We start from the raw sequence: 23,017 nt of genomic DNA, 5'->3' as shown, positions 1-23,017 counted from the left end.
AGGCTGCATTTTGTGCGGTCAGCTGACCGCAGACACATCTAGTTTGGCCAGCGTCTTGGATTGAATCTCTTCGACCGTCACATCAGTGGCAAGTTCGAGGAGCTTGAGACCATCGTCGGTCACCTCCAACACGCCCAGGTCAGTAATGATGAGATTAACCACACCAACACCGGTCAATGGCAACGTGCACTCGGGCAACAGTTTAATGTCTTCCGTACCGTCTTTCTTGCGTGCCACGTGATCCATCAGCACAACAACCTTGCCAACGCCCGCCACCAGGTCCATGGCGCCGCCCATGCCTTTGATCATCTTGCCGGGGATCATCCAGTTGGCCAGATCGCCTTTTTCGGAAACCTGCATGGCACCCAGAATGGCCAGATTGATTTTGCCGCCACGGATCATGGCAAAAGAATCAGCCGATGCAAAAAACGACGACCCCGGCAGCGTGGTAACGGTTTGCTTGCCAGCGTTGATCAAGTCAGCATCGATTTGGTCTTCAGTAGGAAACGGGCCGATACCCAGCAAGCCGTTTTCTGACTGCAGCCAAACCTCTACGCCCTCAGGCACATGGTTGGCTACAAGCGTGGGCATACCAATACCCAGGTTAACGTAATAACCGTCTTTCAGCTCGCGCGCCGCGCGCGCCGCCATTTGGTCACGATTCCAGGCCATATTCAAGCTCCTTGCGCGTTGCGGACAGTACGTTGTTCAATGCGTTTCTCGGGGTTGGCATTTACCACTATCCGATGCACATAAATACCCGGCAGATGAACCTGATCAGGATCAATCGCCCCCGTATCAACCACTTCTTCAACCTCGACAATGGTGAGTTTGCCCGCCATCGCTACATTGGGGTTAAAGTTGCGCGCCGTTTTGCGAAAGACCAGGTTACCGCTGCGATCGGCCTTCCATGCCTTGACCAGCGAGACATCGGGAGAAATAGACCGCTCCATGACGAATTGATCGCCGTCGAATTCGCGTATTTCTTTGCCATCGGCCACGATGGTGCCCACACCTGTGCGCGTGAAGAAGGCCGGAATGCCTGCACCGCCGGCACGCAGTTTTTCAGCCAAGGTACCCTGCGGCGTAAACTCGAGCTCAAGTTCGCCCGCAAGAAACTGGCGCTCAAACTCTTTGTTTTCGCCCACATATGAAGCGATCATTTTCTTGATCTGCCGGGTTTCGAGCAACTGGCCCAAACCGAAGCCATCAACGCCCGCATTATTGCTAACGCAGGTCAGCTCTTTAACCTTAGAATCACGCAGCGCTGCAATAAGCGCCTCGGGGATACCGCAAAGGCCAAACCCGCCAACGGCGATGGTCTGGCCGTCAGCGACAACGCCCTTTAGCGCTTCTTCGGCGCTTGCATAGACTTTATCCATTAATCCTATCCTTATTTCCAATATTTCATGCCATGACGGTGCAGGCTGCCCCACACCGTGACTCAACTACGAGAAAGAACCAGAACCTTTGGCGAATATTTATTCTTGTTGTAGTGTAATACTATGCAGCCAGAACCTTGGACATCATGGCGAGCTCTTCAGACGTCCAGGGCGACCCTCGCCCTGTTTCAGGGTCGCAGCCAACAACGACGTAACTACCCTTGGCATAAGGCACGCCTGGCTCATCTTCGCGCTCAATGACAAAATCCATTTGAAGGCTGCTACGCCCCAACCGGGCCAGCGTCAGAATCACCTGCACCGACGCCGGATACAGCACGGGCTTTAGAAAGTCGCAAGAAGTTTGCGCCAAAACGCCTACCTTTCTGCTGCCAAACGCGCCCATGCTTTCAAGCATTTGCACCCTGGCCTCTTCAACAAACCTGAAATACACCGTATTGTTGACATGATTGAGCGCATCCAGATCACCCCATCGAACAGGCATGACACACCGAAATTGCGCGCCCGCGGCAGGCACCCGAGATGGCGCATTGTTTGACTGCATCGACAAAATCCTTTGTTTTTTACGCTAAGCAATAAGTGTGAGTCAGTATACCGTGCAGCAACAGGCCTTTTGCAAAGGCCCGCTCGCCCCCTTCGCAGACGCTAAAGGCAGACTGCAATACAATCGACCCTAATTAGTCGGCCCTTAGGGTCGGGGCAAGCATTAAAGGGAGATCTTCACATTATGTCTGAACGTGAATCAATGGAATACGACGTCGTAGTGGTAGGCGGAGGCCCTGCTGGCCTTTCTGCTGCCATACGACTTAAGCAGTTGGCCACCGAGCGCGGGCAAGAAATCAGCGTCTGTGTACTGGAAAAGGGCCCTGAAATCGGCGCCCACATTCTTTCCGGCGCCGTCATGGATCCTCGCGCCCTGACCGAGTTGATTCCAGACTGGAAAGAAAAAGGTGCCCCGCTTGATGTCGAGGTTACTGAGGACAAGTTTTTATTCCTGACCGAGAAAGGATCACGCAGCACGCCCAACTGGCTGCTTCCTGCGTGCTTTCAGAACCACGGCAATTACGTGGTACGCCTGGGTTATGTTACCCGTTGGCTCGGCGAGCAGGCCGAAGCCATGGGCGTTGATATATTCCCTGGGTTTGCGGCGGCAGAGTTGCTTTTCACCGAAGACGGCGCCGTGAAAGGCGTTGCCACCGGCGACATGGGCGTGGCCCGTGACGGCACGCATACTGATCACTACCAGCCTGGCATGGAACTGCATGCGCGCTACACCATTTTTGCCGAAGGCTCACGTGGCCAGCTTGGCCGCCAGCTTATCGAACGCTATCGGCTTGATGCCGGCCGTGATCCCCAGAGCTATGCCATTGGCATCAAAGAAATGTGGGAAGTCGACCCTTCTCAGGCGCAGCCCGGCCTGGTTGTGCACACCGCCGGCTGGCCGTTAGATTCTGACACCTATGGCGGCTCTTTTCTTTACCATCTGAACGACAACATGGTGGCAGTGGGCCTGGTGGTTGGCCTGGATTACGCCAACCCCTGGCTGTCGCCTTTTGAAGAATTCCAGCGCTATAAAACGCATCCGGCCATACGCCCCACCTTTGAAGGTGCAAAGCGCATTGCATACGGCGCACGCTCACTGACCGCCGGTGGCCTGTTGTCGCTGCCCAAAATGTGTTTCCCTGGCGGCGTCATGGTGGGCTGCGAAGCGGGGGTGCTCAATGCTTCTCGCATAAAGGGCAGCCACTCCGCCATCAAAACCGGCTCGATGGCGGCTGACGCGGCGTTTGAAGCGCTAACGGCGGGACGCAGCCATGACGAACTAACTGCTTACCCTGCAGCATTCGAACAGTCGTGGTTGCACGCCGAGCTGAACAAGTCTCGCAACTTTAAGCAATGGTTCAAAAAAGGCCGCACAATCGGTACCCTCATGACGGGGATCGAGCAATGGCTGCTTAAAGGGCGCATGCCCTGGACCATTCATCGCACCAAACCCGATTATGCCTGTCTGCAGCCAGCGGCCGATTGCGCCAAAATTGAATACCCCAAGCCAGACGGCAAGCTAACGTTTGACCGACTAAGCTCTGTCTTTATTTCCAATACCAACCACGACGAAAACGAGCCGATTCACCTCACGCTCAAAGACGACTCGGTACCGGTGACCGTCAACCTTGCCAAGTACGCTGGCCCCGAGGCGCGCTACTGCCCGGCAGGCGTGTATGAATTCATCAAAACCGACAGTGGCGAAGACCGCTTGCAGATCAACGCACAAAACTGCGTGCACTGTAAAACCTGCGACATCAAAGACCCCACGCAGAACATTGTGTGGGTGGCACCGCAGGGGGGCGAAGGCCCGGTTTACAACGGTATGTAATTGACCCGCCTGAGTGGCCTCGCCATTTAAGACAACACCCCAGAACCTGGAAACGCATCCAGACTCTGGGGTGTTTTTCATGATGAAGTGCACTAGCCTTATAAAACGCTTTGAGGCCCACGGTACGTGGCTATGGCCTGCAGCGAAATTGCGAGCGCTTGGGTACTGCTCAGAGGGCCATGGTACTTAGACGCGTTTCACGCCGGCAAGCGTAACCGTTACCAGGCCAGCCATAATCAGCACAATGCCGCTAAGCTCCCAGGGCGTCGCGCGCTCACCCAAAATAAGCCACGCAAAGACCACCGCAAGGGCCGGGACGCCCAGGCTGGACATGCCTGCGACCGACGCGCTTACACGCTTGACCACCGATAGCCACAGCCACCAGCCCAAGGCCGAGGCCAGAACCCCCATATAGGCCAGCCCCCAGAACAGCGGTGCACCCCACACCACTGCCGGCTGCGGGAACAACTGGGTAAGCGGCCAGGTAAGCACCGCGCCCAGCAACATCTGCCAGACAGCCAAACTGAGTACGTCAGGCCGGTCGCGCTTGAAAATGACCTTGGACAGCGCCGCACCCAGACCCCAGCTCATGCCACCGGCCAAGGCAAGCAAAGACCCCGTCAACGACCCCAGCCCCTTCCAGGGTTCGATAATGGCCACCAGCCCCATGGCGGCAAACACAAACCCCACCAGCTGACCTCGTGACGGCTGTTCGCCAAGAATGAGCCAGGCAAACAAGACCAGCCAGAACGGCATGGTATAGGCCAGCATAACGACATGGCCCGCGCCACCCGACATCAGGGCAAGCTGGCTGAGACACTGAAACGCCACAGTTTGAAACACGGCCACACCCAGCGTGAGCCAGAAAGCAGTAAATTTGATCCGTTTTCGGGTCACCAGCGCAATCAAAAACAGTACAGCAAACGCAATAATATAGCGGGCCATCACCAGGTCAAACGGGCCAATCAAAGTCGTCAAAGACTTCATGACGATCCAGCTGAAACTCCACAATACAACCGTGACAGCCATTAACAACAGCGCGCCGCGATCTGACTGGTCAGATCCTGTGTTCAATTTACTGCTCCAAGAATTAAAAATAGCCAGGCGCGTGCCTGGCTATCGCAACATGATGCTCCATGCCTCGAGCCCCATAGCTCAAGGCTGAATAGTACTACCTGGCCTGAGAGAGCTGGTCGAGGATGGCGGGGTTTTCGAGGGTTGAGACATCTTGCGTTACCGCTTCGCCACTGGCTACCACACGCAACAGACGTCGCATGATTTTACCGGACCGCGTCTTGGGCAGATTTTCGCCAAAGCGTATTTCTTTAGGTTTGGCGATAGGGCCAATTTCCTTGGCCACCCAGTTTCGCAGTTCAGTTGCGATCCGGATCGCTTCCTCACCTTCTGGCAATGACTGGTTAAGCACCACAAAGGCCACAACCGCCTCGCCTGTCGTGGCATCGGCACGCCCGACCACCGCCGCTTCAGCCACCATTTCGTGCGACACCAGTGCTGATTCGATCTCCATGGTGCCGAGCCTGTGTCCCGATATATTGAGCACATCGTCGATACGCCCCATAATCCAGAAATAGCCGTCGCTGTCGCGCTGCGCGCCATCGCCCGCCAAATAATAACCCTTGAGTTCCGGCGGAAAATAACTCTTCTTGAAACGTTCGGGGTCACCCCAGATGGTGCGAATCATGCCTGGCCACGGGCGCTTGATAACAAGAAAGCCACCTGTGCCACGTGCCACGTCTTCGCCCATTTCGTCGACCACCGCCGCATCAATGCCAGGCAAAGGCAGTGTGCAAGAGCCTGGCTTCATAGGGGTAACGCCGGGCAAAGGCGTAATCATGTGCGCCCCAGTCTCTGTTTGCCACCAAGTATCGAGCACAGGGCACCGCTCGCCCCCCACCTGCTTGTAATACCAGACCCAGGCCTCAGGGTTGATGGGTTCACCGACAGAACCCAAAATGCGCAGACTGGACAAATCATATTCGCGTGGGTGCACCGCTGGCGTAGTCTCTGCCGCCTTGGTCAGCGAACGTATGGCCGTGGGCGCGGTATAAAACACGGTCACTTTGTGACGCTCTATCATGTCCCAAAAACGGCCTGCGTCGGGATAGGTAGGCACCCCTTCAAAAATAATTTGCGTCAGCCCTGCTGCCAGAGGACCATACGTTACATAGGTATGGCCAGTAACCCAGCCCACATCGGCCGTGCACCAGAACACATCGCTGTCCTTGGCGTCGAACGTCCACTTAACTGTCATGAGCGCCCACAACAAAAACCCGGCCGAGGCATGCTGAACCCCTTTAGGCTTGCCCGTTGACCCGGATGTGTACAGAATAAACAGCGGATGTTCAGCATTAACCGGTGCAGCCGTGTGTGTCTGGGCCTGGCCAGCAGATACCTCATGCATCCATAGGTCGCGCCCTTCTTGCCAGGCCACGTCTCCGCCTGTACGGCGATAGACCACCACATGGCGTAGGGCTTCGCAGCCACCCATTGCCAACGCTTCATCTACTGCACTTTTAAGCGGTATGTGTTTGCCTGCGCGCACCTGTGCATCGGCCGTAATGACCAGCGTTGCGCCAACATCAACCGCCCGTTCATGCAGGCTTTTGGATGAAAACCCGCCAAACACTACGGAGTGAATAATGCCGAGGCGTGCGCATGCCTGCATGGCAATAACCGCCTCAACCGACATAGGCATGTAGATAATGGCGCGCTCGCCCATCCCATGACCCAATGCCGTCAGACCATTGGCAAACTCGCACACGCGCGCGTGGAGCTCTTTATAGGTAAGTCGCGACACCTTCCCGTCATCAGACTCAAAGATAATGGCATTTTTGTCGGCGGTGGGCGTACCAAGATGCCTATCAAGACAATTGGCCGACACGTTAAGTTCGCCATCGGGGTACCAGTGATAGAACGGCGCCTCACTGGCATCTAGCACCTGTGTAAAGGGCTTATTCCAGACAAGGTTCTCGCGCGCAAGTCGTGCCCAAAAGGCGTCCGGGTCAGCGTCTGCCTCATCGCACAGGGCCTGGTAGGCGTCCATACCCGATATGGTGGCGTCTTTGACAAGTTCTGGGAACGCCGGGAACACCCGGTTTTCCGTCAGCACGGATTCAATTTGGATTTCTGTGGACATGGTCTGCCTCCTGGTTGCTTTTAGTCTGGTATCTGCTTCGTTACTAACCCTAGCGCGCAATACTTACTTCAGCCTGACAGCCTAAAAATTTTGGGGCAGCTGACCGCCCTTTAGTCGGACGAATAAACCATAATATCGCGTGCGGCGGCCCCGCGCGCAAAATTCAGACGCGAAAGCACGGCTAGCCCGGCAACAAAAAAAAGCCCCGTAAACAATAGTGCCAGCCTGTGGTTGCCACCTGTGCTCCACGTAACCAAGCCATAGCACAAAGGCCCCACCACAGCCGCCAGCTGCGTGGCAAATGTCCACAAAGAATAAAACTCTGCCAGACGACGCTCTGGCGCCATCGCGCCTACCATGGCCCTGCCCGCACTTTGGCTGGTTCCCATGCACAAACCGGCAAGCGTAGCCGCAATCCAGAATACCCACACTTGGATCGCAAGAAAGGCGATCAGTATCATGACCACCCAGCCCACCAGCGTGATGGACAAGGCGACTTTGTGGCCGATTTTGTCTTGCGCGTAACCAAACAAAAAGGCACCGATTGCTGCCGCGATATTGACAGTGAATACTAACAGCATGGTTTGCGCCATGGTAAAGCCCATGGCTTGCGTGGCATAGACGGCCGATAAGGTAATTACGACGGAGATGCCGGCGTAATAGCATGCGCCGCAAAACAGCAGCAAACGAAAGTCGGGAAAATTCTGGCTGGTATCACGCCAGGCAGCGCGCAATCGTGCGGCCACTGGTTCCACCGGCTTGTGTGTTGCAGGAGTGCGTTCACGCAGAAACAAAAATGACGGCACTGCGGCCACCGCAAATACAGCAGCCGTAAGCAGCATGACATAGCCCACATACTCGCTTGCCGGGTACCCGGCAGCAGTCGCCCACGAAACAATGCCCAGTGATGAGCCCAGGGTCAGCATGCCGCCAAAATACCCGAAGCTCCAGCCCCAACCCGATACGCGCCCCAAAGCCTGCGGCTGAGCGATTTCCGGCAAAAATGCCGCCACGATAGATTCGCCTACGCAATAACAGTAATTTGATATGGCGAGAATAATAAGGCCCCAGGCTATGCTACCCGGCCCGGAAAAGCTTAATAACGCGGTGGCGATGACACAGCCCACCGTGCTGGTAAACAGCAGGCGCCGCTTGCCTGCCCTGGCGTCGGCCCGCGCGCCAAGCACCGGCATGGTTAACATAACCAACAAATACGACAGAGACAGCGCCGCAGTAAATGCCAATGTGCCCCATGTTTTGCCTTCGGCAACCACGCCTACAAAATAAGCGCTAAATACGGTTGTGAGTACAACCGTGGTGTAACCAGAGTTGGCAAAGTCGTACATGGCCCAAGCCCAGACTTCGCGCCGTGTAACACCCGGCTTTAGCGCCTGCTGCAACACAGACGGGGGCACGAAGCCCCCGCTACACGACTCGGCATCGCCCTGTTCAGGCGGCATGCCGTCAACCATTAATGCTTAAGCGCCGCGATACCTACACGGGCAGTTTCTGCATCTTCATTAGATTTGACACCCGATACGCCCACTGCGCCAACAACCTGCCCGTCAACCACGATAGGCACACCGCCTTCGAGCATGCCTTCGATACCTGGTGCAGACAGAAATGCAGTGCGGCCATCATTGATGACTTTCTCGTAAGCACCCGATTCGCGCTGCCCTACTGCAGCGATATGTGCCTTGGCCGTTGCGATCTTTACGGATATAGGCGCCGCGCCGTCAAGACGAATCAAACCCAACATATGGCCACCGTCATCAACGACCGCGATGGTAACTGGCCATTTATTTTGAATTGCGTGTTTTTCAGCGGCGGCCAGCATGGATTGCACATCGGAGAGGGACAATACGGGTTTGGTGTTCATGAACAAACTTCCTGAAAAATATTGACTTATTACATGATGACACCCAATGCGTCACCACAATTGGACTATAGACTATCTCGCCTCTGGGCTTGAGTAAAGTCAGCAGAAAATTGCAATGGCCAACCACCCGGATGGCCGGACTTTCCAAGGAAACTGGTAAAAGACCTTTACGCATGCAAAAGGTTTCGTTAAACTTGCCGGATTCCTTAAAGTTTAATTTGTGCAAAGACGGTGATTTAAACGCAGTTCGCAGCTTTTTTCTGCTAAATAGCATTAAATTCGCGCAACACAACGCAAAATCACCCAATTGCCCAAGTGCGAACCGTTAGCTCATGCCGCCACAATACTCATATCGCCCATCCTCATACATTCTTTCCAGTTACTTGTTGCGCGGTGTTCGGGCGATGCTCGTACTGTCTGCGCTGGCACTTGCCGGCTGCGCCACAACGGATAACTCGCTGCAAACAGCCGAGGCCGACCTCAGCGCCAGTCGCCTCATTCGCGACAACTACCTGTCGCAAACCCAATCTGATCCACTAGGTGCCTACCTGGCCTCCAAAGAGCGCCGGTACTCCACACCCCAAAACAAACCCCAGAAAGAGGCCATGGTCGCCACAGCCCTCAAAATGCTGGGCATCAAATATCGCTATGGCGGCGACGCCCCCAATACAGGTTTTGACTGCAGCGGTCTTGTCATTTATGCAGCTGAAAAATCGCTTGGTCTGAAGCTACCCCGCCAGTCTGCCGACATAGCTCGCCAAGGCGAATCGATAGATCTTGATGAACTCAAGCGCGGTGATCTGGTGTTCTTCAACACCCTGGGCCGACGTTTTTCACATGTGGGTATTTACCTGGGTAACTCCAAGTTTTTGCACGCCCCACGTAGCGGTGCTGTAGTACGCATTGAAAGCATGGATATCAATTATTGGCGCAAACGCTATAACGGTGCTCGCCGGCTTGCCATTCGCCACAACGATGCCGACCGCCTGGCCATAGAGGCCAACAAGTTAGCTGATGCAAGTAGCGATCATAAGCAGGCATCGCAGGTAAGCGTACATACCCGCAAACGTCTGCATAAACCCTGACATAGCGTGCGCCAAAACACAAACACGGCCACTGCAAAGATCGCGTAGTTAGCCCATATAGCCTGAAAACGTCTTTAAAAAGCAGTATCTAATCAAAGAACGCCTCGAGCAGCCAGTGCAAACAGGCGTTTTTTTGCGTTTTTTAAGGTCTGTATCTCGTTACCCTAGGGGCCGGGTGTGAAAAACGTAGGCCTTTGCCGCAATACAAACCGGTAGCTGGCATGCACCCTTGCCTGCGCATGCAGGCCCGTGAGCTCTTGAAACAAAGCACGTTGCTGAACACATAAAAAAGAGGCGGCTTACGCCGCCTTAAAACTGATGCTCGCATTATGTCGAGGTTTAGCCTGCACTAATGGGCCTGCCGTAATCTTGCGCGTTTGCTGCCAGCGTTGCCTGACTTGGAGATAAACTGCACAGGCTGCTCTGCACGCGGCTCGAGTGAGCAGGCCTCACAGTAACCACATTGGGTAAGCGCCTGTTTCATGCTGCAAACCGAACGCCGACAAGCCAATACACGTATACCAGCACGTTGTGCAGCCGACCGGAATGTCTTCATGACGTTGTGCCCGAGAAAATCGGTAAGCAAAATGAGTAGATCAGTACCAGAGGGAAGTTGCAGGGTTTTTTTCTGGTGTGAGGGATCGCGGCCACTGATGTGGTGACGAATAGCGATGTTGTGCCCTTTTAATAGTTCGGGGATATTGCCTAGACGGTCTGCACCGACCACGATTGCGCTGACTGGTTGAGACATAAATGTGCTCCGAAACAAGAAGGTGACGTAACGATAATCATTCTTATTAAGATTGTCAATCAGTGTGATTGTAAAAAACTACATCGAGGGCGTTAAAGTTGAGAAATCGACGTCAAGTCACGATGCGGCGACCTACAAGTTGGTCGCTTTCGGGTGAGCGGGGGGTGGTTTATGACTGTGATTCGTTCGGGCGGTGTCCGACTTCCCGAACGCGCGTGCATTGTTAGGGTGGCCGCAAACCGGTTATTGCTGCGATTGGTTCTTCTGACGCCTTCCTGCGAGCTGGGGCTGTTTGCCGGGATTAGGAATGCGCCGCGCGCACGTGCCTGAGCGGGGATGCAAGGCCGCAACTGTTCGAGCGGGACGCTTGTCTGGAGCCCAGTGGGCTCCAGACCCCGCGAGTTTTGCGGCCGCCCCGATCAGGTATGGGCGTGTGGGAAGTCGGGCACTGCCCGACCGCATGACGGCCGGCAAACAGCCCCAGCTCGCACGAAGGCTGCGGTGCGTCTATTTGGGGTGTCTATTCGGGGTGGCTGTTACATGTATTTTTTGGTTGTTTTGCCGGTGCCGATTTGGGAGCTACGGCGGCTAGGTAAGGCAACGCGACATTAATGATACGAATACTGCCGGGAAGCTGCCTGCTCGCGACGGCTGACAGCCCCGCTATTAGCGTACCGTGGAACAACTCGGGGTAAGTATTCGATATGGCTTATGCGTTGCGACAGAGGTGCTGCGCGGCAGCGCAGCACCACGCCACGCGTAAGAAGAGCATGGCTGCGGCGAGAAGGCGACGTCAGGGCGGCGAGGCGCCAACGCCAGGGCTGCTATTCGGCCTTGGGGCTGCGATCTATGGCTTCCTGCACCACTTCGCGTGTAAGTGCTGGCGCCAGCATTTCGAGCAACACGTACACGTAATCGCGTAGAAACACGCCAGACTTGACCGCTACGCGGGTGGTGTGCGTACCAAACAGATGCCCTACCGGAAGACCAACCAGGCCCTTGTCACGGCGTGGGTCGTACGCCATGCCGGCAATAATACCAATGCCCAGCCCTACGTCGACATAGGTTTTAATGACATCTGCATCAATGGCCTCAAGAACGATGTCAGGCACGAGCCCGACAGCCGAGAACGCTTGGTCTATGGAGTTGCGACCAGAGAAAGCATGGTCGTAAGTAACAATAGGGTATTTGGCAATGGCCTCAAGCGTGATGTTTTTGGCTTCGCTGGATTTAAGCTGAGCCAACGGGTGGTCAGGCAAGACAACAATGGTGTGTTCCCATGAGTACACGGGCATGGCGGCCAAGCCCGGGGTATGTGCCAGGGTTTCTGTGGCTATTGCTACATCGGCATGCTCGTGCAGCACCAGCTTGGCCAAATGGGGTGGGTTGCCCTCAGCGAGCGAAACGTGCACCTTCGGAAAGCGCTTGCGAAACTGTGGAATAACCTTTGGCAGAATGTAGCGCGCCTGTGCGTGGGTACAGCCTATAACCAGGCTGCCCTCATCGCGTCGGGCAAACTCATCACTTACTTTTTTGAGGTTATCGACTTCGCGCATGATGCGGTCTATAACCAGGGCGACTGACTGACCAGGTTTGGTAAGGCCCTTAATGCGCTTGCCATGACGCTCAAATATCTTGATGCCCAGCTCGTCTTCGAACTCAATAATAGACTTGGATACACCCGGCTGAGAGGTAAAAAGCGCACGTGCCGCATCGGTAAGATTGAAATTACGTCGTATTGTTTCGCGTACGAAGCGAAATTGCTGAAGATTCATAAAAAAATAGCCCTTTAGGAAGGGCTATTATATGTAATATAGAAAGAATAATATATAGTTATTGGTTATAAGCTTACTTCATGGAAATGGTGGTATTCACGCCTTGCGCGTGTGCCTGCCAGCGTGCCGTCACGGTTTTTGTTTGTGTCCAAAAATGAACAGCCTGTTTGCCATTGGGGCCAAGGTCGCCCAACTTGGAAGCGCGCGAGCCCGTGAAACTAAACCATGCGACTGGCACGGGGATGGGGATATTGATGCCGATCTGGCCAACATCTATATTGTGTTGAAAATAGCGGGCTGCGCCGCCATCCTGCGTAAATATCGCCACGCCGTTGCCGTTGGGGTTCTGGTTGATGTAGTCGACCGCCTCTTCAAGCGTATCTACCCCCGCCACACACAAAACCGGCCCGAATACCTCTTCGCGATATATCGTCATGTCAGCCGTGACACCATTGAATATGGTCGGCCCGACAAAGTTACCCTTTTCATAACCCTTCACCGTCAGGTTTCGACCATCAAGCAGAAGCTCGGCACCTTCGTCTACGCCCTTCTGGATCAGTCCTTCTACCCGCTTCTGAGCAGTGGGTGACACCAGCGGGCCGAGGTCTGCACTGCTATCGGATCCAATGTTTACCTTCAGCTTTTTGGCGCGCTCGACAAAATCGGGCAACCAGTCGCGGGCCTCGCCCACCAGTACGGCCACGGAGGTTGCCATGCAGCGCTGGCCTGCAGCACCAAAGGCTGCTCCTACCAACTGGTTCAGGGCAACCTCTTTGTCGGCATCGGGCAAAATGACGCAGTGGTTCTTGGCGCCCATCATGGACTGGCAGCGTTTACCTGCTTTTGAGGCGCGCTCATAAATGTGCGTGCCAACATGGGTGGAACCAATAAATGAGATGGCCTTGATATCAGGGTGATCGCACAGCCCGTTGGCGGTGTCGGGGCCACCATGAATGACGTTGAGTACGCCCGGTGGCAGACCGGCCTCGAGGGCTAGCTGAGCCAGCATCAATGACGAGCTGGGGTCTTGCTCAGAGGGCTTCAGTATGAAGGTATTGCCTGCCGTAATCGCCATGGGGAACATAAAGCACGGCAGCATGATGGGAAAGTTAAATGCGGTGATGCCCGCACACACGCCAAGTGGCTGAATCAGCGTATAAACGTCGATACCGGTAGCAGCATTCTCGGCGTATTCGCCCAGCTGCAGCGAGGTCATGGCGCAGGCGTGCTCAATAACTTCAAGACCACGCCCAACTTCGCCTTCAGCATCAGGCAAGGTTTTTCCGTGTTCAAGCGAGATTGACTTGGCCAGAGGCTTGATGTTGTCACGAACCAAACGCGCCAGGTTCATCATGATCTGGGTGCGTTTAGACTGGCTGGTCTCGCGCCAGGCTTTAAACGCCTCCTTGGCATTCGCGACTGCATGGTCCAGCTCTTCTTGGGTGGCAAACGGCACTTGCGCAACAACTTCTTGGGTAGCGGGATTGAGCACATCCCTCCATTCAGTTGTTTTCGACTGCATCAGCTTGCCGCCGATCAATAATGGGATACGGGGGACTGCACTCATTGTTGTCTCCTTGGACAAATTATGTATTTAAACAATCAGCTCTTCTTGACCAGTGGGCAAGTTGACTCAGATAAAGGCTGGAACGCGTCTGCGGCGGGTATGGTTGCCAGCAGTTTGGACATATCCCATTCTCCCTTAGACTCTTCCGGTGTTTTTACTTCATACAAATACATATCGTGTATGACGCGACCGTCGGCTCGAATGGACGCGTTATGCATAATTGGATCTTTAATTGGTATTTGGCGCATTTGGTCAGCCACCACCTTGCCCTCAACCGAACCGCTGGCGGCAACAGACTTCAGGTAATGCAGCACACTGGAATACACGCCAGCCTGGGTCATGGTCGGCTTTTTGTTTTCAAATTTTTCAGCGAAACGGGCAGACCATTTTCGTGACGCGTCGTCAAAATCCCAGTAGAACCCATCAACATAGCTCAGGCCTTGCGCGGTTTGAAGCCCCAATGCGCGAAGGTCTGACAAGAACACAAGCAGCGCTGCCAGTCGCTGACCGCCGGCTACGATGCCAAACTCGCGGGCCTGTTTGATGGCGTTGACAACGTCGCCGCCGCCGTCAGCCAGTGCCACCACATCAGCCTTTGAGCTCTGTGCCTGCAGCAGGTACGACGCAAAGTCAGATGTATTGAGCGGATGAAGCACCGAACCTACAACAGTACCGCCCAGCTTTTTGACCATACCGGCTGCACCCTTTTCGAGCGAGTGGCCAAATGCATAGTCAACAGTAATGAAATACCACGACTTACCGCCCTTGTCGATCATGGCTTTGACGCCACCCACCGACTGTGAGTACACGTCGAACATCCAGTGAAAGCCGACCGGCGAACATTGATCGTTGGTCAGGCCAGTCGTCGCTGGGCCTGAAAACATCACCACTTTATCCTTCTCTTTGGCAATTGCCTGAACGGCAAGTGCCACGGCAGAGTTGGTCAGGTCGGCAATGGCATCTACGCCATCTCTGTCAAACCATTCGCGCGCCTTCGCGGCCCCTACATCAGCCTTGTTCTGGTTGTCAGCCGACACCAGATCGATTTTCATACCTTTGCATTCGGCAGCCAGACAATCGTCAATGGCGAGCTGAGCAGCGACCACCGAGCCGGGCCCACCCATTGAGGCATAGGTGCCTGACATATCAGTGAGCACGCCTATTGTGACGGGTGGCTTATCGGCCCCGTGGGCGATTCCGCCCAGGCCCATGCAAAGAGCAGCTGTTGCTGACACAGTGAACTTGTTCATTTTGTCTCCTGTTTGCTTTGCGCTATGTATTTATTTTGCGCTTTCTCGTTGTATTCAGACATGGCACCCACGCCATGCGTTATGCCGTACCGGCGTGAGCCATGATGCGCATGCTCAACCGTGTAGCATTGCATTGGCATATTGCCGAAGCGACTCAGCCTGTTTTAGGCTGATGTAACCAGTGTAGTTGTGTAAAAAAGTATTTACCATCACAATATTTGCACATTCAATGCTAATTTTTGCACAACGGAACACACATGCTTGACTGGGATGGTCTGCGGTATTTTCTCGAAGTTGCCCGCACTCAGCGAGTCAGTGCGGCGGCGCTGCGGTTGGGGGTGCAACACACCACCGTATCGCGCCGCATACAGACGCTCGAGCGCGAACTTAACACGCGTCTTTTTGACAAGTCTAAGGCTACCGGCTTCACACTCACTGAGGAGGGCACACGTTTTTTTGCCTATGCAGAACAAATAGAAGGCACGGTGCTCAAGGCTCGTGAAGAGGTATCGGGCCAATCGCAGACCCTGTCAGGCCACTTGCGGGTAGGGTCTACTGAAGGCTTCGGCAGCTATGTGCTGGCCCCACTTATGATGGATTTTCAGCGTCGCTACCCTGCACTTACACTGGACATTATGCCTGTGCCACGCTTTATCAGCCTTTCCAAGCGAGAGGCTGACATCGCCATTTCACTAGAGCGTCCTCAACGCGGGCCTTATCTCTGCACCAAACTGTTGGATTATTCGTTAAAGCTTTACGGCAGCAAAACCTACTTGTCGCAATGCGCTCCTATACGCAGCAAGGCACATCTGGCCGCGCACGACTTTATCGGCTACGTTGAAGAACTGCTTTTCAGTGACAGGCTGCGCTATCTGGAAGACATCGTACCCACTGACCGCGTCATCTTCAAAAGCACCAGTGTCATCGCTCAGTATCATGCCTTGCTGCAAGGCCGCTCGTTGGCAATTTTGCCCTGTTTTATGGCCGAACAAGACGCCAGGCTCGCACCGGTGCTGCATGACGAAATCACCATTACCCGCAGCTTCTGGATGTACTGCCACGAAGACCTCAGGCACTCCACACGAGTCATGGCCTTGTGGGACTATCTGAAAAAATCCGTGCAATTAAACAAAGCATTACTTCAGGGCAACTCGGGACAATTGCTGTATCTTGAAGGCGACGCTTTGTAGTCGCCGACGATGTCTCGCGTCCCGTCTACAATAGAATGCACACGCTGACGACACTGCTCAACCCGGCATGTATATCCAGTTGCCCAGGCTTTCACGGCCGCGGGCCTTCCCACGTAGCGAGAACGTTTCAATGAATGCCCTAGAACTGCTTGAACAAAGCCAGGTCATGCCAGTTATGGTGATCCAAGACATAACAACTGCCGTCGATCTTGCGCGCGCATTAATTCAAGGTGGTGTGCGCACACTTGAGATTACCCTACGTTCAGAGCACGCGCTGGACGCAATACGGCTGATCAGCCAGGAAGTGCCCGACGCATTGGTGGGTGCCGGCACCGTACGCACACCGGCTCAGTTTGAAGCAGCCATTGAGGCGGGGGCAGCCTTTTGCGTCAGCCCGGGCCTGACGCCATCGCTGGCCAGATCTGCGCATCAGTTTGGGGTACCTTTTTTACCCGGCATCGCCACGGCTTCAGAGTCTATGTTTGCCGCAGACCAGGGGTTTAGCGTGCAAAAGCTGTTTCCGGCCGAAGCAGTTGGCGGTGTTGGGCTGCTAAAAGCCCTGTATGGCCCCTTGCCAGATATCGTGTTCTGCCCCACTGGGGGTATTAATGCCACAAATGCCCGCCAGTATCTGGCGCTCCCCAATGTTAAGTGCGTGGGCGGCTCATGGTTAACGCCCGAGGCCGCTGTTGCTGAAAAACGTTGGGACGTCATTGCCGCACTGGCCCGTGAAGCCTGTACATAACCCGGTGTATACGGTCTTTCTCTGACTATCAGCCATAAACTGCAGTTTGCTCTCAGACTCGCAGGCTAATTCACGTGTGCAGCTGAATGAGGGTTGTTCCATAACCCCTGCGGCCAAAATAACGGACACGCGATGTCAAAGTGGGCCTTGCCCTTTCTCCTCAACGGCTTATCAACCGTTGAGGGTGAATTGAGTATCAAAGCGCCGCCAGCAGCTCTGCTCGCGTAGGTAGCCCTTCAGTATCGCCAAGCACCTGCACCGCCCTGGCGCCAATCCAGGTACCCCGCTCTACCGCGCGGCGCAAAGGCAGCTCTTCAAGCAGAGCGCTGATCACGCCCACGGCAAAACCGTCTCCCGCTCCCACGGTATCGACAACGCGCTCAACCCGGACCCCGGGCACATAGCCGCTACCGTCACTCGCGGAATAAAACGCACCTTCGGCGCCAAGCTTGATAACTACCACTTTTGCGCCGAGGGCATGATAAAACGCGGCTATGTCTTCAGGACGGTTATGCCCCGTAAGTAGCCTTCCTTCGTCAAGGCCTGGAAACACCCAGTGCGCCATGGACGCCAGCTGATTAATGCCATCACGCATGGCTTCAGTGGATGCCCACAGGCCAGGGCGAAGATTGGGATCAAAGGAAACCGTACGGCCGGCCTCCCGCATGAGCATCATGGCAGTGCGCTGAAGCTCAAAGCAATTTTCGGAAATGGCCGAAAACACACCCGTCGCATGCAAGTGACGCGCCGAGCACAGCCATTGCCTGTCGATGTCTGACACGCGCATGAGGCTGGCTGCCGAGCCTTTGCGATGATATTCATAGGGAGGGTCACTGCCATCGTGAACGCGCCCTTTAAACTGAAAGCCAGTGCGCTGCGTGGGATCGCAAACAACGTGAGAGCAGTCAATGCCCTCAGACTGCATGGTCTGCAGCAAATAGCGCGCCATGGAGTCCTGGCCCAATCTGGAAGCCCAGCCTACGCTAAGCCCTAGCCTGGCAAGGCCTATGGCAACATTGGTTTCTGCCCCTGCCGTACGCTTGTGAAATACGTCGACATCTTCAAGCGGCCCTGGCTCATTGGCCACCAACAGCATCATGGCCTCACCAAACGTGACCACATCCAGCTTGTTATTCAAACTACTCTCCGATTTATTCAGGGACAAGGCATGGCAGACTCAAGGCCAAACTTCGCCAGGCACGTGGCAAGACATGGCAGACATAAGTCCACACCTCATCAAGCACGGCACCAAGCTGCACCACAAGCCCGGACCGGTACCATCCGATGATTAATGATTAAGTATCTGACCCAGAAAGCTGCGCGTCTTGTCGTGCTGAGGGTTGCTGAAAAACTGGGTTGGCGGTGCCTGTTCTACAACCTGCCCGTCTGCCATGAAAATAACCCGATCGGCCACACTGCGAGCAAACCCCATTTCATGGGTGACGCACAGCATGGTCATGCCGTCTTGCGCCAGGCCTATCATGGTGTCCAGCACTTCTTTGACCATTTCGGGGTCAAGTGCCGACGTGGGTTCATCAAACAGCATGATCTTGGGCGTCATGCACAAAGCGCGCGCAATAGCGACCCGCTGTTGCTGGCCACCTGAAAGCTGGCTGGGGTATTTTTCTGCCTGATCCGCAATACGCACACGCGTCAGATACTGCATGGCAATCTCTTTAGCGGCTGCCTTGCTGATCTTGCGTGAACGCATGGGTGCCAGCATGCAGTTTTGCAGCACAGTCATATGAGGAAACAGATTGAACTGCTGAAACACCATACCCACTTCTTGACGCACTGCCTCGACATTGCGTGCATTGGCGGTTAAATCAATGCCATTAACTACAATACGGCCCTTCTGTATTGCTTCAAGGGCATTGATGCACCTGATTAGCGTTGACTTGCCTGACCCTGAAGGGCCACAGATGACAATGCGTTCACCGGAAGCGACCGTCAGATCGATGTCGGTGAGCGCATGAAAATCGCCATACCACTTATTGAGTTTTTCGATCTCGATAATTGGTTGGCCCTCAGGAAGCGCCCGGGCCACGGGCGCTGTACGATTGCTGTTAACGTCAGACATGTTCACCAAAGGCTATTGTTGTTACTACTTGGAAAGTTTGGGCAATGGGGAACCCAGCCATTTTTCGTACAGTTTGCTGAAGTTGCCATTGTCGATATTCTGGTCGATAAGAGCATTAACGGCCTTGAGTGTTTCAGGTTCACCCGGGCGCATCGCCACGGCCATTTCCTGCTGCAGCAACACAAACTTGTTCTCGTAGCGTCCAGGCTCGCGCTTGGCTATCTGTGCCGCCACCGTTGTCGAGCAGCCAATGGCATCAACTTGGCCAGAAAGCAAGGCCTGCATGGCTGACGCATCGTCATCAAAACGCCTGATCTCAGCATCTTTAGGTGCAATCTTGGTCACGGCGATATCTTGTGTGCTGGCTCGTGCCACGCCCACGCGTTTGCCCGCAAGGTCTTTGGCATCGGTAATTTTTTCATCTTTACCGCCAAACAGCACAATTTGCGCGGCAGAGTATGGATGTGAAAACTGCACTTGCTTGGCGCGTTCGGGCGTAATGGCCAGCGACGCAACCAGCAGATCGACCTTGCCAGTTAACAGAAATGGTATGCGATTAGGCCCCGTCACCGGCATAATTTGCAGCTTGACGCCCATGTCTTTTGCCAGCTGGCGAGCTACGTCGGCATCATAGCCATCGGGTTTGTTGTCAGTGTTCAAAATGCCATAGGGTGGAAAATCTACCAGCATGCCGATAACGACTTCGCCCTTCTCTTTGATTTTGTCTATGGTTTCTGCCGTTGCGGTACCAACGCCAAGCGCCATCGACATGCACCCCGCCACAAGCGAAATACGCGCCAGCTGCTTTAATTTTGTTGTTAAAAACATAATATGTCTCCCCGTTAAAAATAAGATCCGAATGTTGTCGCACACTAAATAGTACGACCGCATCGGTTACCTTGACAGCGACGCCGCCAGGCGCCGCTCCATGTGCCCAGCCAGAAGCGAAAGTGGCCAGCAAATACAAAAATAAATAGTGGCCACAATCGAAAACACTAGCATAGGCTGAAACGTTGCATTGTTAATAATTTGGCCAGCACGCGTAAGCTCGGTGAAGCCAATAATAGCCGCCAGCGATGTGCCTTTGATGATCTGTACCAGGTAACCCACTGTTGGCGGCACGGCAATTTTCAGGGCCTGTGGCAAGACGACGTCGCGCATTTTGCTGCGGTACGACAGGCCCAGTGCGTCGGCAGCCTCCCATTGGCCTTGTGGTATGGCTTGTATGCAGCCGCGCCATATTTCACCCAGGAACGCGCCGCTGTTCAAGGTAAGCGCAAGCGCAGCGGCCACCCAGAGATTGATATCAAGACCCAGCACCGGTGCACCAAAGAACACAAGAAATAACTGCAATAACAGTGGTGTGCCGCGGAAAATTTGTATAAAGCCCATGGACGAAGCCAGCGCCACCCGGTTTCTGGAGCTGCGGGAAAGCGCCACAATCAGCCCCACCACACCCCCACCTATAAATGCCATTAACGACAGGGCAATCGTCCACTGAGCCGCCTGAAGAATAAACCAGAAATCTGAATAACCGAACGTACGCATTATCTTCCCCCCGGGTAATTGAGGGTGCGCTGAAAGATGAGCCGGAAGGCATAGGAAAACAGCAAGGTCAGCAGCAGGTATATACCCGTGACCACGATATAGATTTCAAAACTGCGGAAGGTTTCAGACTGCAGGTTGGCGGCGACCGAAGTAAGGTCATTGGCCGAGATAACCGAAACAACACTGGATGCCAGCATAAGCAAAATAAACTGGCTGGTCAGGGCCGGGTAAATAGCCCGCAAAGCGGGCTTGAGCACAATAAACCTGAACGTTTCTGCGCGCGAAAGATTAAGGGCCAAACCTGCCTCAATCTGGCCCTTGGGTATGGACTCTATGCCAGCCCGAACAATTTCGGTGGCATAGGCGCCAAGGTTTACCGTCATGGCGACGAGCGCTGCCGTGTAGGGCGACCAACGCACACCAATGGCGGGCAAGGCAAAAAAGAAAAAAAACAGCTGCACCAGAAAAGGGGTGTTGCGAATGAGTTCAATGTAAATATTGATAACCCAGCGCAGTGGCCTGGGGCCGGCTGTTTTGCCCCAAGCGCAAACCACTGCAATCAGGAGCCCAAGCACCATCGCAAGAAATGACAGCTGAATGGTCATCCAGGTGCCTCGGAGCAACAAGGGCCAGGCTTCAAAAACCGGACCGAATTGAAATGTATAGTTCACGCGATTACTTGAACCCAGTCAATGCCGGCACGCTGTGCATACCAACTGTCAGAATAGATATTGCCGTCTGGCCATTTATGGCACAGCTTACAGACACCTCTACAGAAAGCATAGATGTTGAATTGGTATGCGTCGAGGAAAACTGGCCATCACGCGCCAACATCGCCTTTCTGGTTTAAAACCCATTATGAAACCGGTTTCAGTGAGGTGTGCACAAAGTATATCAGCAGGTTGCTTTGGTGTGTCCATCGATATTCTCTTCCTATTTGTCGATCTCACCTTCAAGTCAATTGACAGCCTGACCGCCTGCATCGCCTTGATGGTTACCGGCAGCCTGACAATTCGCGTCGCTTTTACGACTATCGACAGACTGATAGCCCGCGCGGCCTTGGCGATCATCGGCAGCTCAACCATTCTCACTATTTTCACGTTTACGTAAATTGTCGGCAGATATGCCGGGGCCTCTTGTAGACCCTCTTATCATGAGTGTGCCCTGGGGGCGGAAATTTCTGCCCGGCGAGTCAAGACCGCCAAGGCGTTGCAGCAGGCAATTTGCCGCCAACTGGCCGATCTGGTCAGTGGGCTGAGCCAGCGCGGTAATGCCTGGGCCGACATAGGGTGCCCAAGGTGTGTCATCGATGCCGACCAGGCCCACATCAATACCCAGCCGCCAACCCAGCGATTCTGCGGCAGCCACTACCTGCAGTGTTATCACCGCATTGGCACAGATAATTGCGGGTGCCGCGCGCGCCTCGTCTTTAAATTGGCGTAAATTTTGTATAAGTGCCTGGGAATCATTCTGCAGCTGCTCTATACAGACGCCAGGAATCGCTGCGTCTGCCATCATTTGAGTAAAGGCCTGTTTACGCTCCATGCGTGAACTGACCTTGCCAACTGGCTCAGTAACCAGCATCAACTCGCCATACCCTGCGTCAATCAGGTGTCTACAGCATTCTTCTATGGCATGCCGATTGTCGAGCGCCACAATGTCAACGTCCAGGCCCGGATGTAAGCGATCAATCAACACAACGGGCTTACCCTGGCTTGCTGCCTCGAGCAATGCGCCAGTATCGTGCCCCATAGCGTTCAGGACAAAGCCTTCAACCTTGTAAGACGACAACGCCTGCAGTGCAGCGCTTTCACGTTCGCTTTCATTGCCAAGGTTGAACAACATGACCAGATACCCCGCTTTGCGGAGCGCTTCTTCAGCCCCACGCAGCACGGCCACGGAAAAAGGATTGGTAATATCGGCCACCACAAGGCCAATTAGCTTGGATCGGCCCCATTTGAGCGCCTGGGCCATTGGACTGGGTACATAGCGCAGCTCGTTGATGGCGGCATCGACGCGCTCGGCGATCTGCGGTGACAGCAGTTTCTCGCGATGATTAAGAAACCGCGATACGGTGGCTTTTGATACCCCAGCGTGACGCGCAACGTCTGCAATCGTATTGCGCGGTATATTTTTTTTCATTTAGTCGGGCCAATAACGTGAGCATCGTAGGTGTGCTGTCTCGAGGTCATTTTAGCCATCACCCTCGTCTGGGA

Annotated in this window: 22 protein-coding genes; 5 read left to right on the top strand and 17 right to left on the bottom strand. The window is 54.4% G+C overall.

Annotated elements, in window-relative coordinates; translation table 11 throughout:
- Positions 1-18: 18 nt before the first annotated feature.
- The 3 genes from FQ179_RS01480 to FQ179_RS01470 all read right to left on the bottom strand — a co-directional run bounded on the left by FQ179_RS01480 (position 19) and on the right by FQ179_RS01470 (position 1,884).
- Entirely contained in the window at positions 19-672 is a 654-nt protein-coding gene (locus FQ179_RS01480) for a CoA transferase subunit B (protein WP_149395493.1), read from the bottom strand.
- 2 nt (positions 673-674) lie between these two features.
- Positions 675-1,382 (bottom strand): CoA transferase subunit A, encoded by a 708-nt coding sequence (locus FQ179_RS01475; protein WP_149395492.1) that lies wholly within the window; start codon positions 1,380-1,382, stop codon positions 675-677.
- A 121-nt stretch (positions 1,383-1,503) separates the two neighbouring features.
- Complete coding sequence (locus FQ179_RS01470) at positions 1,504-1,884, bottom strand: thioesterase family protein (protein WP_255474792.1); 381 nt, start codon at positions 1,882-1,884, stop codon at positions 1,504-1,506.
- A gap of 243 nt (positions 1,885-2,127) precedes the next feature.
- Here FQ179_RS01470 and FQ179_RS01465 point away from each other — a divergent pair, with 243 nt between their 5' ends.
- On the top strand, positions 2,128-3,774 hold the full coding sequence (locus tag FQ179_RS01465; protein ID WP_188074477.1) for an electron transfer flavoprotein-ubiquinone oxidoreductase: 1,647 nt from the start codon (positions 2,128-2,130) through the stop codon (positions 3,772-3,774).
- A 186-nt stretch (positions 3,775-3,960) separates the two neighbouring features.
- On the opposite strand, the gene FQ179_RS01460 is transcribed toward FQ179_RS01465, so the two are convergent.
- The 4 genes from FQ179_RS01460 to FQ179_RS01445 form a co-directional block, all read right to left on the bottom strand.
- Entirely contained in the window at positions 3,961-4,848 is an 888-nt protein-coding gene (locus FQ179_RS01460; RefSeq protein ID WP_255474791.1) for a DMT family transporter, read from the bottom strand.
- A gap of 97 nt (positions 4,849-4,945) precedes the next feature.
- Entirely contained in the window at positions 4,946-6,931 is a 1,986-nt protein-coding gene (gene acs / locus FQ179_RS01455; protein ID WP_149395490.1) for an acetate--CoA ligase, read from the bottom strand.
- Positions 6,932-7,041: 110 nt separating this feature from the next.
- Complete coding sequence (locus FQ179_RS01450) at positions 7,042-8,391, bottom strand: MFS transporter (RefSeq protein ID WP_149395489.1); 1,350 nt, start codon at positions 8,389-8,391, stop codon at positions 7,042-7,044.
- 11 nt (positions 8,392-8,402) lie between these two features.
- Positions 8,403-8,810, bottom strand: coding sequence for a heme-binding protein (locus FQ179_RS01445; RefSeq protein ID WP_149395488.1), 408 nt, complete (start codon positions 8,808-8,810; stop codon positions 8,403-8,405).
- A gap of 404 nt (positions 8,811-9,214) precedes the next feature.
- On the opposite strand from FQ179_RS01445, the gene FQ179_RS01440 reads away from it, so the two are divergent.
- Positions 9,215-9,895, top strand: a complete 681-nt coding sequence (locus FQ179_RS01440; RefSeq protein WP_149395487.1) for a C40 family peptidase — start codon at positions 9,215-9,217, stop codon at positions 9,893-9,895.
- Positions 9,896-10,244: 349 nt separating this feature from the next.
- Here FQ179_RS01440 and FQ179_RS01435 read toward each other — a convergent pair whose 3' ends face one another.
- The 4 genes from FQ179_RS01435 to FQ179_RS01420 all read right to left on the bottom strand — a co-directional run bounded on the left by FQ179_RS01435 (position 10,245) and on the right by FQ179_RS01420 (position 15,238).
- On the bottom strand, positions 10,245-10,646 hold the full coding sequence (locus tag FQ179_RS01435) for a DUF2325 domain-containing protein (RefSeq protein WP_255474790.1): 402 nt from the start codon (positions 10,644-10,646) through the stop codon (positions 10,245-10,247).
- Between the two features lie 824 nt (positions 10,647-11,470).
- Positions 11,471-12,421, bottom strand: a complete 951-nt coding sequence (locus FQ179_RS01430; RefSeq protein WP_149395486.1) for a CysB family HTH-type transcriptional regulator — start codon at positions 12,419-12,421, stop codon at positions 11,471-11,473.
- Between the two features lie 73 nt (positions 12,422-12,494).
- Entirely contained in the window at positions 12,495-13,988 is a 1,494-nt protein-coding gene (locus tag FQ179_RS01425; RefSeq protein ID WP_149395485.1) for a CoA-acylating methylmalonate-semialdehyde dehydrogenase, read from the bottom strand.
- Positions 13,989-14,023: 35 nt separating this feature from the next.
- Positions 14,024-15,238: an ABC transporter substrate-binding protein gene (locus tag FQ179_RS01420; protein ID WP_149395484.1), complete on the bottom strand. Its 1,215-nt coding sequence runs from the start codon at positions 15,236-15,238 to the stop codon at positions 14,024-14,026.
- A gap of 257 nt (positions 15,239-15,495) precedes the next feature.
- Between FQ179_RS01420 and FQ179_RS01415 the strand changes: the two genes are divergently transcribed.
- A complete protein-coding gene (locus FQ179_RS01415; protein ID WP_149395483.1) occupies positions 15,496-16,428 on the top strand; it encodes a LysR family transcriptional regulator in 933 nt (310 codons plus the stop codon).
- Positions 16,429-16,558: 130 nt separating this feature from the next.
- Positions 16,559-17,173: a bifunctional 4-hydroxy-2-oxoglutarate aldolase/2-dehydro-3-deoxy-phosphogluconate aldolase gene (locus tag FQ179_RS01410; protein ID WP_149395482.1), complete on the top strand. Its 615-nt coding sequence runs from the start codon at positions 16,559-16,561 to the stop codon at positions 17,171-17,173.
- A 196-nt stretch (positions 17,174-17,369) separates the two neighbouring features.
- On the opposite strand, the gene FQ179_RS01405 is transcribed toward FQ179_RS01410, so the two are convergent.
- From FQ179_RS01405 to FQ179_RS01385, 5 genes are all read right to left on the bottom strand, one after another.
- Positions 17,370-18,311, bottom strand: a complete 942-nt coding sequence (locus tag FQ179_RS01405) for a sugar kinase (RefSeq protein WP_149395481.1) — start codon at positions 18,309-18,311, stop codon at positions 17,370-17,372.
- 150 nt (positions 18,312-18,461) lie between these two features.
- Entirely contained in the window at positions 18,462-19,253 is a 792-nt protein-coding gene (locus FQ179_RS01400) for an amino acid ABC transporter ATP-binding protein (protein ID WP_149395480.1), read from the bottom strand.
- Between the two features lie 24 nt (positions 19,254-19,277).
- Positions 19,278-20,081 (bottom strand): transporter substrate-binding domain-containing protein, encoded by an 804-nt coding sequence (locus FQ179_RS01395; protein WP_149395479.1) that lies wholly within the window; start codon positions 20,079-20,081, stop codon positions 19,278-19,280.
- A gap of 66 nt (positions 20,082-20,147) precedes the next feature.
- Positions 20,148-20,801, bottom strand: a complete 654-nt coding sequence (locus FQ179_RS01390; RefSeq protein WP_149395478.1) for an amino acid ABC transporter permease — start codon at positions 20,799-20,801, stop codon at positions 20,148-20,150.
- Positions 20,801-21,472, bottom strand: a complete 672-nt coding sequence (locus tag FQ179_RS01385; protein ID WP_149395477.1) for an amino acid ABC transporter permease — start codon at positions 21,470-21,472, stop codon at positions 20,801-20,803. The genes FQ179_RS01390 and FQ179_RS01385 overlap by 1 nt, the downstream gene beginning before the upstream one ends.
- Positions 21,473-21,599: 127 nt before the next feature.
- Between FQ179_RS01385 and FQ179_RS01380 the strand changes: the two genes are divergently transcribed.
- Complete coding sequence (locus FQ179_RS01380) at positions 21,600-21,911, top strand: hypothetical protein (protein ID WP_149395476.1); 312 nt, start codon at positions 21,600-21,602, stop codon at positions 21,909-21,911.
- Here FQ179_RS01380 and FQ179_RS01375 read toward each other — a convergent pair.
- Positions 21,879-22,943 carry a LacI family DNA-binding transcriptional regulator gene (locus tag FQ179_RS01375; protein ID WP_149395475.1) on the bottom strand — a complete coding sequence of 355 codons (1,065 nt, stop codon included), beginning with the start codon at positions 22,941-22,943 and terminating at the stop codon, positions 21,879-21,881. The two genes, FQ179_RS01380 and FQ179_RS01375, sit on opposite strands and share 33 nt — an antisense overlap.
- Between the last annotated feature and the right edge of the window lie 74 nt (positions 22,944-23,017).

It is taken from the genome of Pusillimonas sp. ANT_WB101 (assembly GCF_008369125.1).
GTDB lineage: Bacteria > Pseudomonadota > Gammaproteobacteria > Burkholderiales > Burkholderiaceae_B > Allopusillimonas.
The sequence above is the reverse complement of the archived record's forward strand: the minus strand, read 5'-3'. Positions and strand labels throughout refer to the sequence as shown.

Excerpts from the sequence above, each read along its gene's own strand:
- FQ179_RS01425 (WP_149395485.1), bottom strand. The coding sequence starts at position 13,988 with ATGAGTGCAGTCCCCCGTATCCCATTATTGATCGGCGGCAAGCTGATG.
- FQ179_RS01465 (WP_188074477.1), top strand. The coding sequence starts at position 2,128 with ATGTCTGAACGTGAATCAATGGAATACGACGTCGTAGTGGTAGGCGGA.
- FQ179_RS01430 (WP_149395486.1), bottom strand. The coding sequence starts at position 12,421 with ATGAATCTTCAGCAATTTCGCTTCGTACGCGAAACAATACGACGTAAT.
- FQ179_RS01395 (WP_149395479.1), bottom strand. The coding sequence starts at position 20,081 with ATGTTTTTAACAACAAAATTAAAGCAGCTGGCGCGTATTTCGCTTGTG.
- FQ179_RS01445 (WP_149395488.1), bottom strand. The coding sequence starts at position 8,810 with ATGAACACCAAACCCGTATTGTCCCTCTCCGATGTGCAATCCATGCTG.
- FQ179_RS01470 (WP_255474792.1), bottom strand. The coding sequence starts at position 1,884 with ATGCCTGTTCGATGGGGTGATCTGGATGCGCTCAATCATGTCAACAAT.
- FQ179_RS01390 (WP_149395478.1), bottom strand. The coding sequence starts at position 20,801 with ATGCGTACGTTCGGTTATTCAGATTTCTGGTTTATTCTTCAGGCGGCT.
- FQ179_RS01475 (WP_149395492.1), bottom strand. The coding sequence starts at position 1,382 with ATGGATAAAGTCTATGCAAGCGCCGAAGAAGCGCTAAAGGGCGTTGTC.
- FQ179_RS01435 (WP_255474790.1), bottom strand. The coding sequence starts at position 10,646 with ATGTCTCAACCAGTCAGCGCAATCGTGGTCGGTGCAGACCGTCTAGGC.
- FQ179_RS01375 (WP_149395475.1), bottom strand. The coding sequence starts at position 22,943 with ATGAAAAAAAATATACCGCGCAATACGATTGCAGACGTTGCGCGTCAC.
- FQ179_RS01380 (WP_149395476.1), top strand. The coding sequence starts at position 21,600 with ATGCGTCGAGGAAAACTGGCCATCACGCGCCAACATCGCCTTTCTGGT.
- FQ179_RS01450 (WP_149395489.1), bottom strand. The coding sequence starts at position 8,391 with ATGCCGCCTGAACAGGGCGATGCCGAGTCGTGTAGCGGGGGCTTCGTG.
- FQ179_RS01400 (WP_149395480.1), bottom strand. The coding sequence starts at position 19,253 with ATGTCTGACGTTAACAGCAATCGTACAGCGCCCGTGGCCCGGGCGCTT.
- FQ179_RS01440 (WP_149395487.1), top strand. The coding sequence starts at position 9,215 with ATGCTCGTACTGTCTGCGCTGGCACTTGCCGGCTGCGCCACAACGGAT.
- FQ179_RS01420 (WP_149395484.1), bottom strand. The coding sequence starts at position 15,238 with ATGAACAAGTTCACTGTGTCAGCAACAGCTGCTCTTTGCATGGGCCTG.
- FQ179_RS01410 (WP_149395482.1), top strand. The coding sequence starts at position 16,559 with ATGAATGCCCTAGAACTGCTTGAACAAAGCCAGGTCATGCCAGTTATG.
- FQ179_RS01480 (WP_149395493.1), bottom strand. The coding sequence starts at position 672 with ATGGCCTGGAATCGTGACCAAATGGCGGCGCGCGCGGCGCGCGAGCTG.
- FQ179_RS01415 (WP_149395483.1), top strand. The coding sequence starts at position 15,496 with ATGCTTGACTGGGATGGTCTGCGGTATTTTCTCGAAGTTGCCCGCACT.
- acs (WP_149395490.1), bottom strand. The coding sequence starts at position 6,931 with ATGTCCACAGAAATCCAAATTGAATCCGTGCTGACGGAAAACCGGGTG.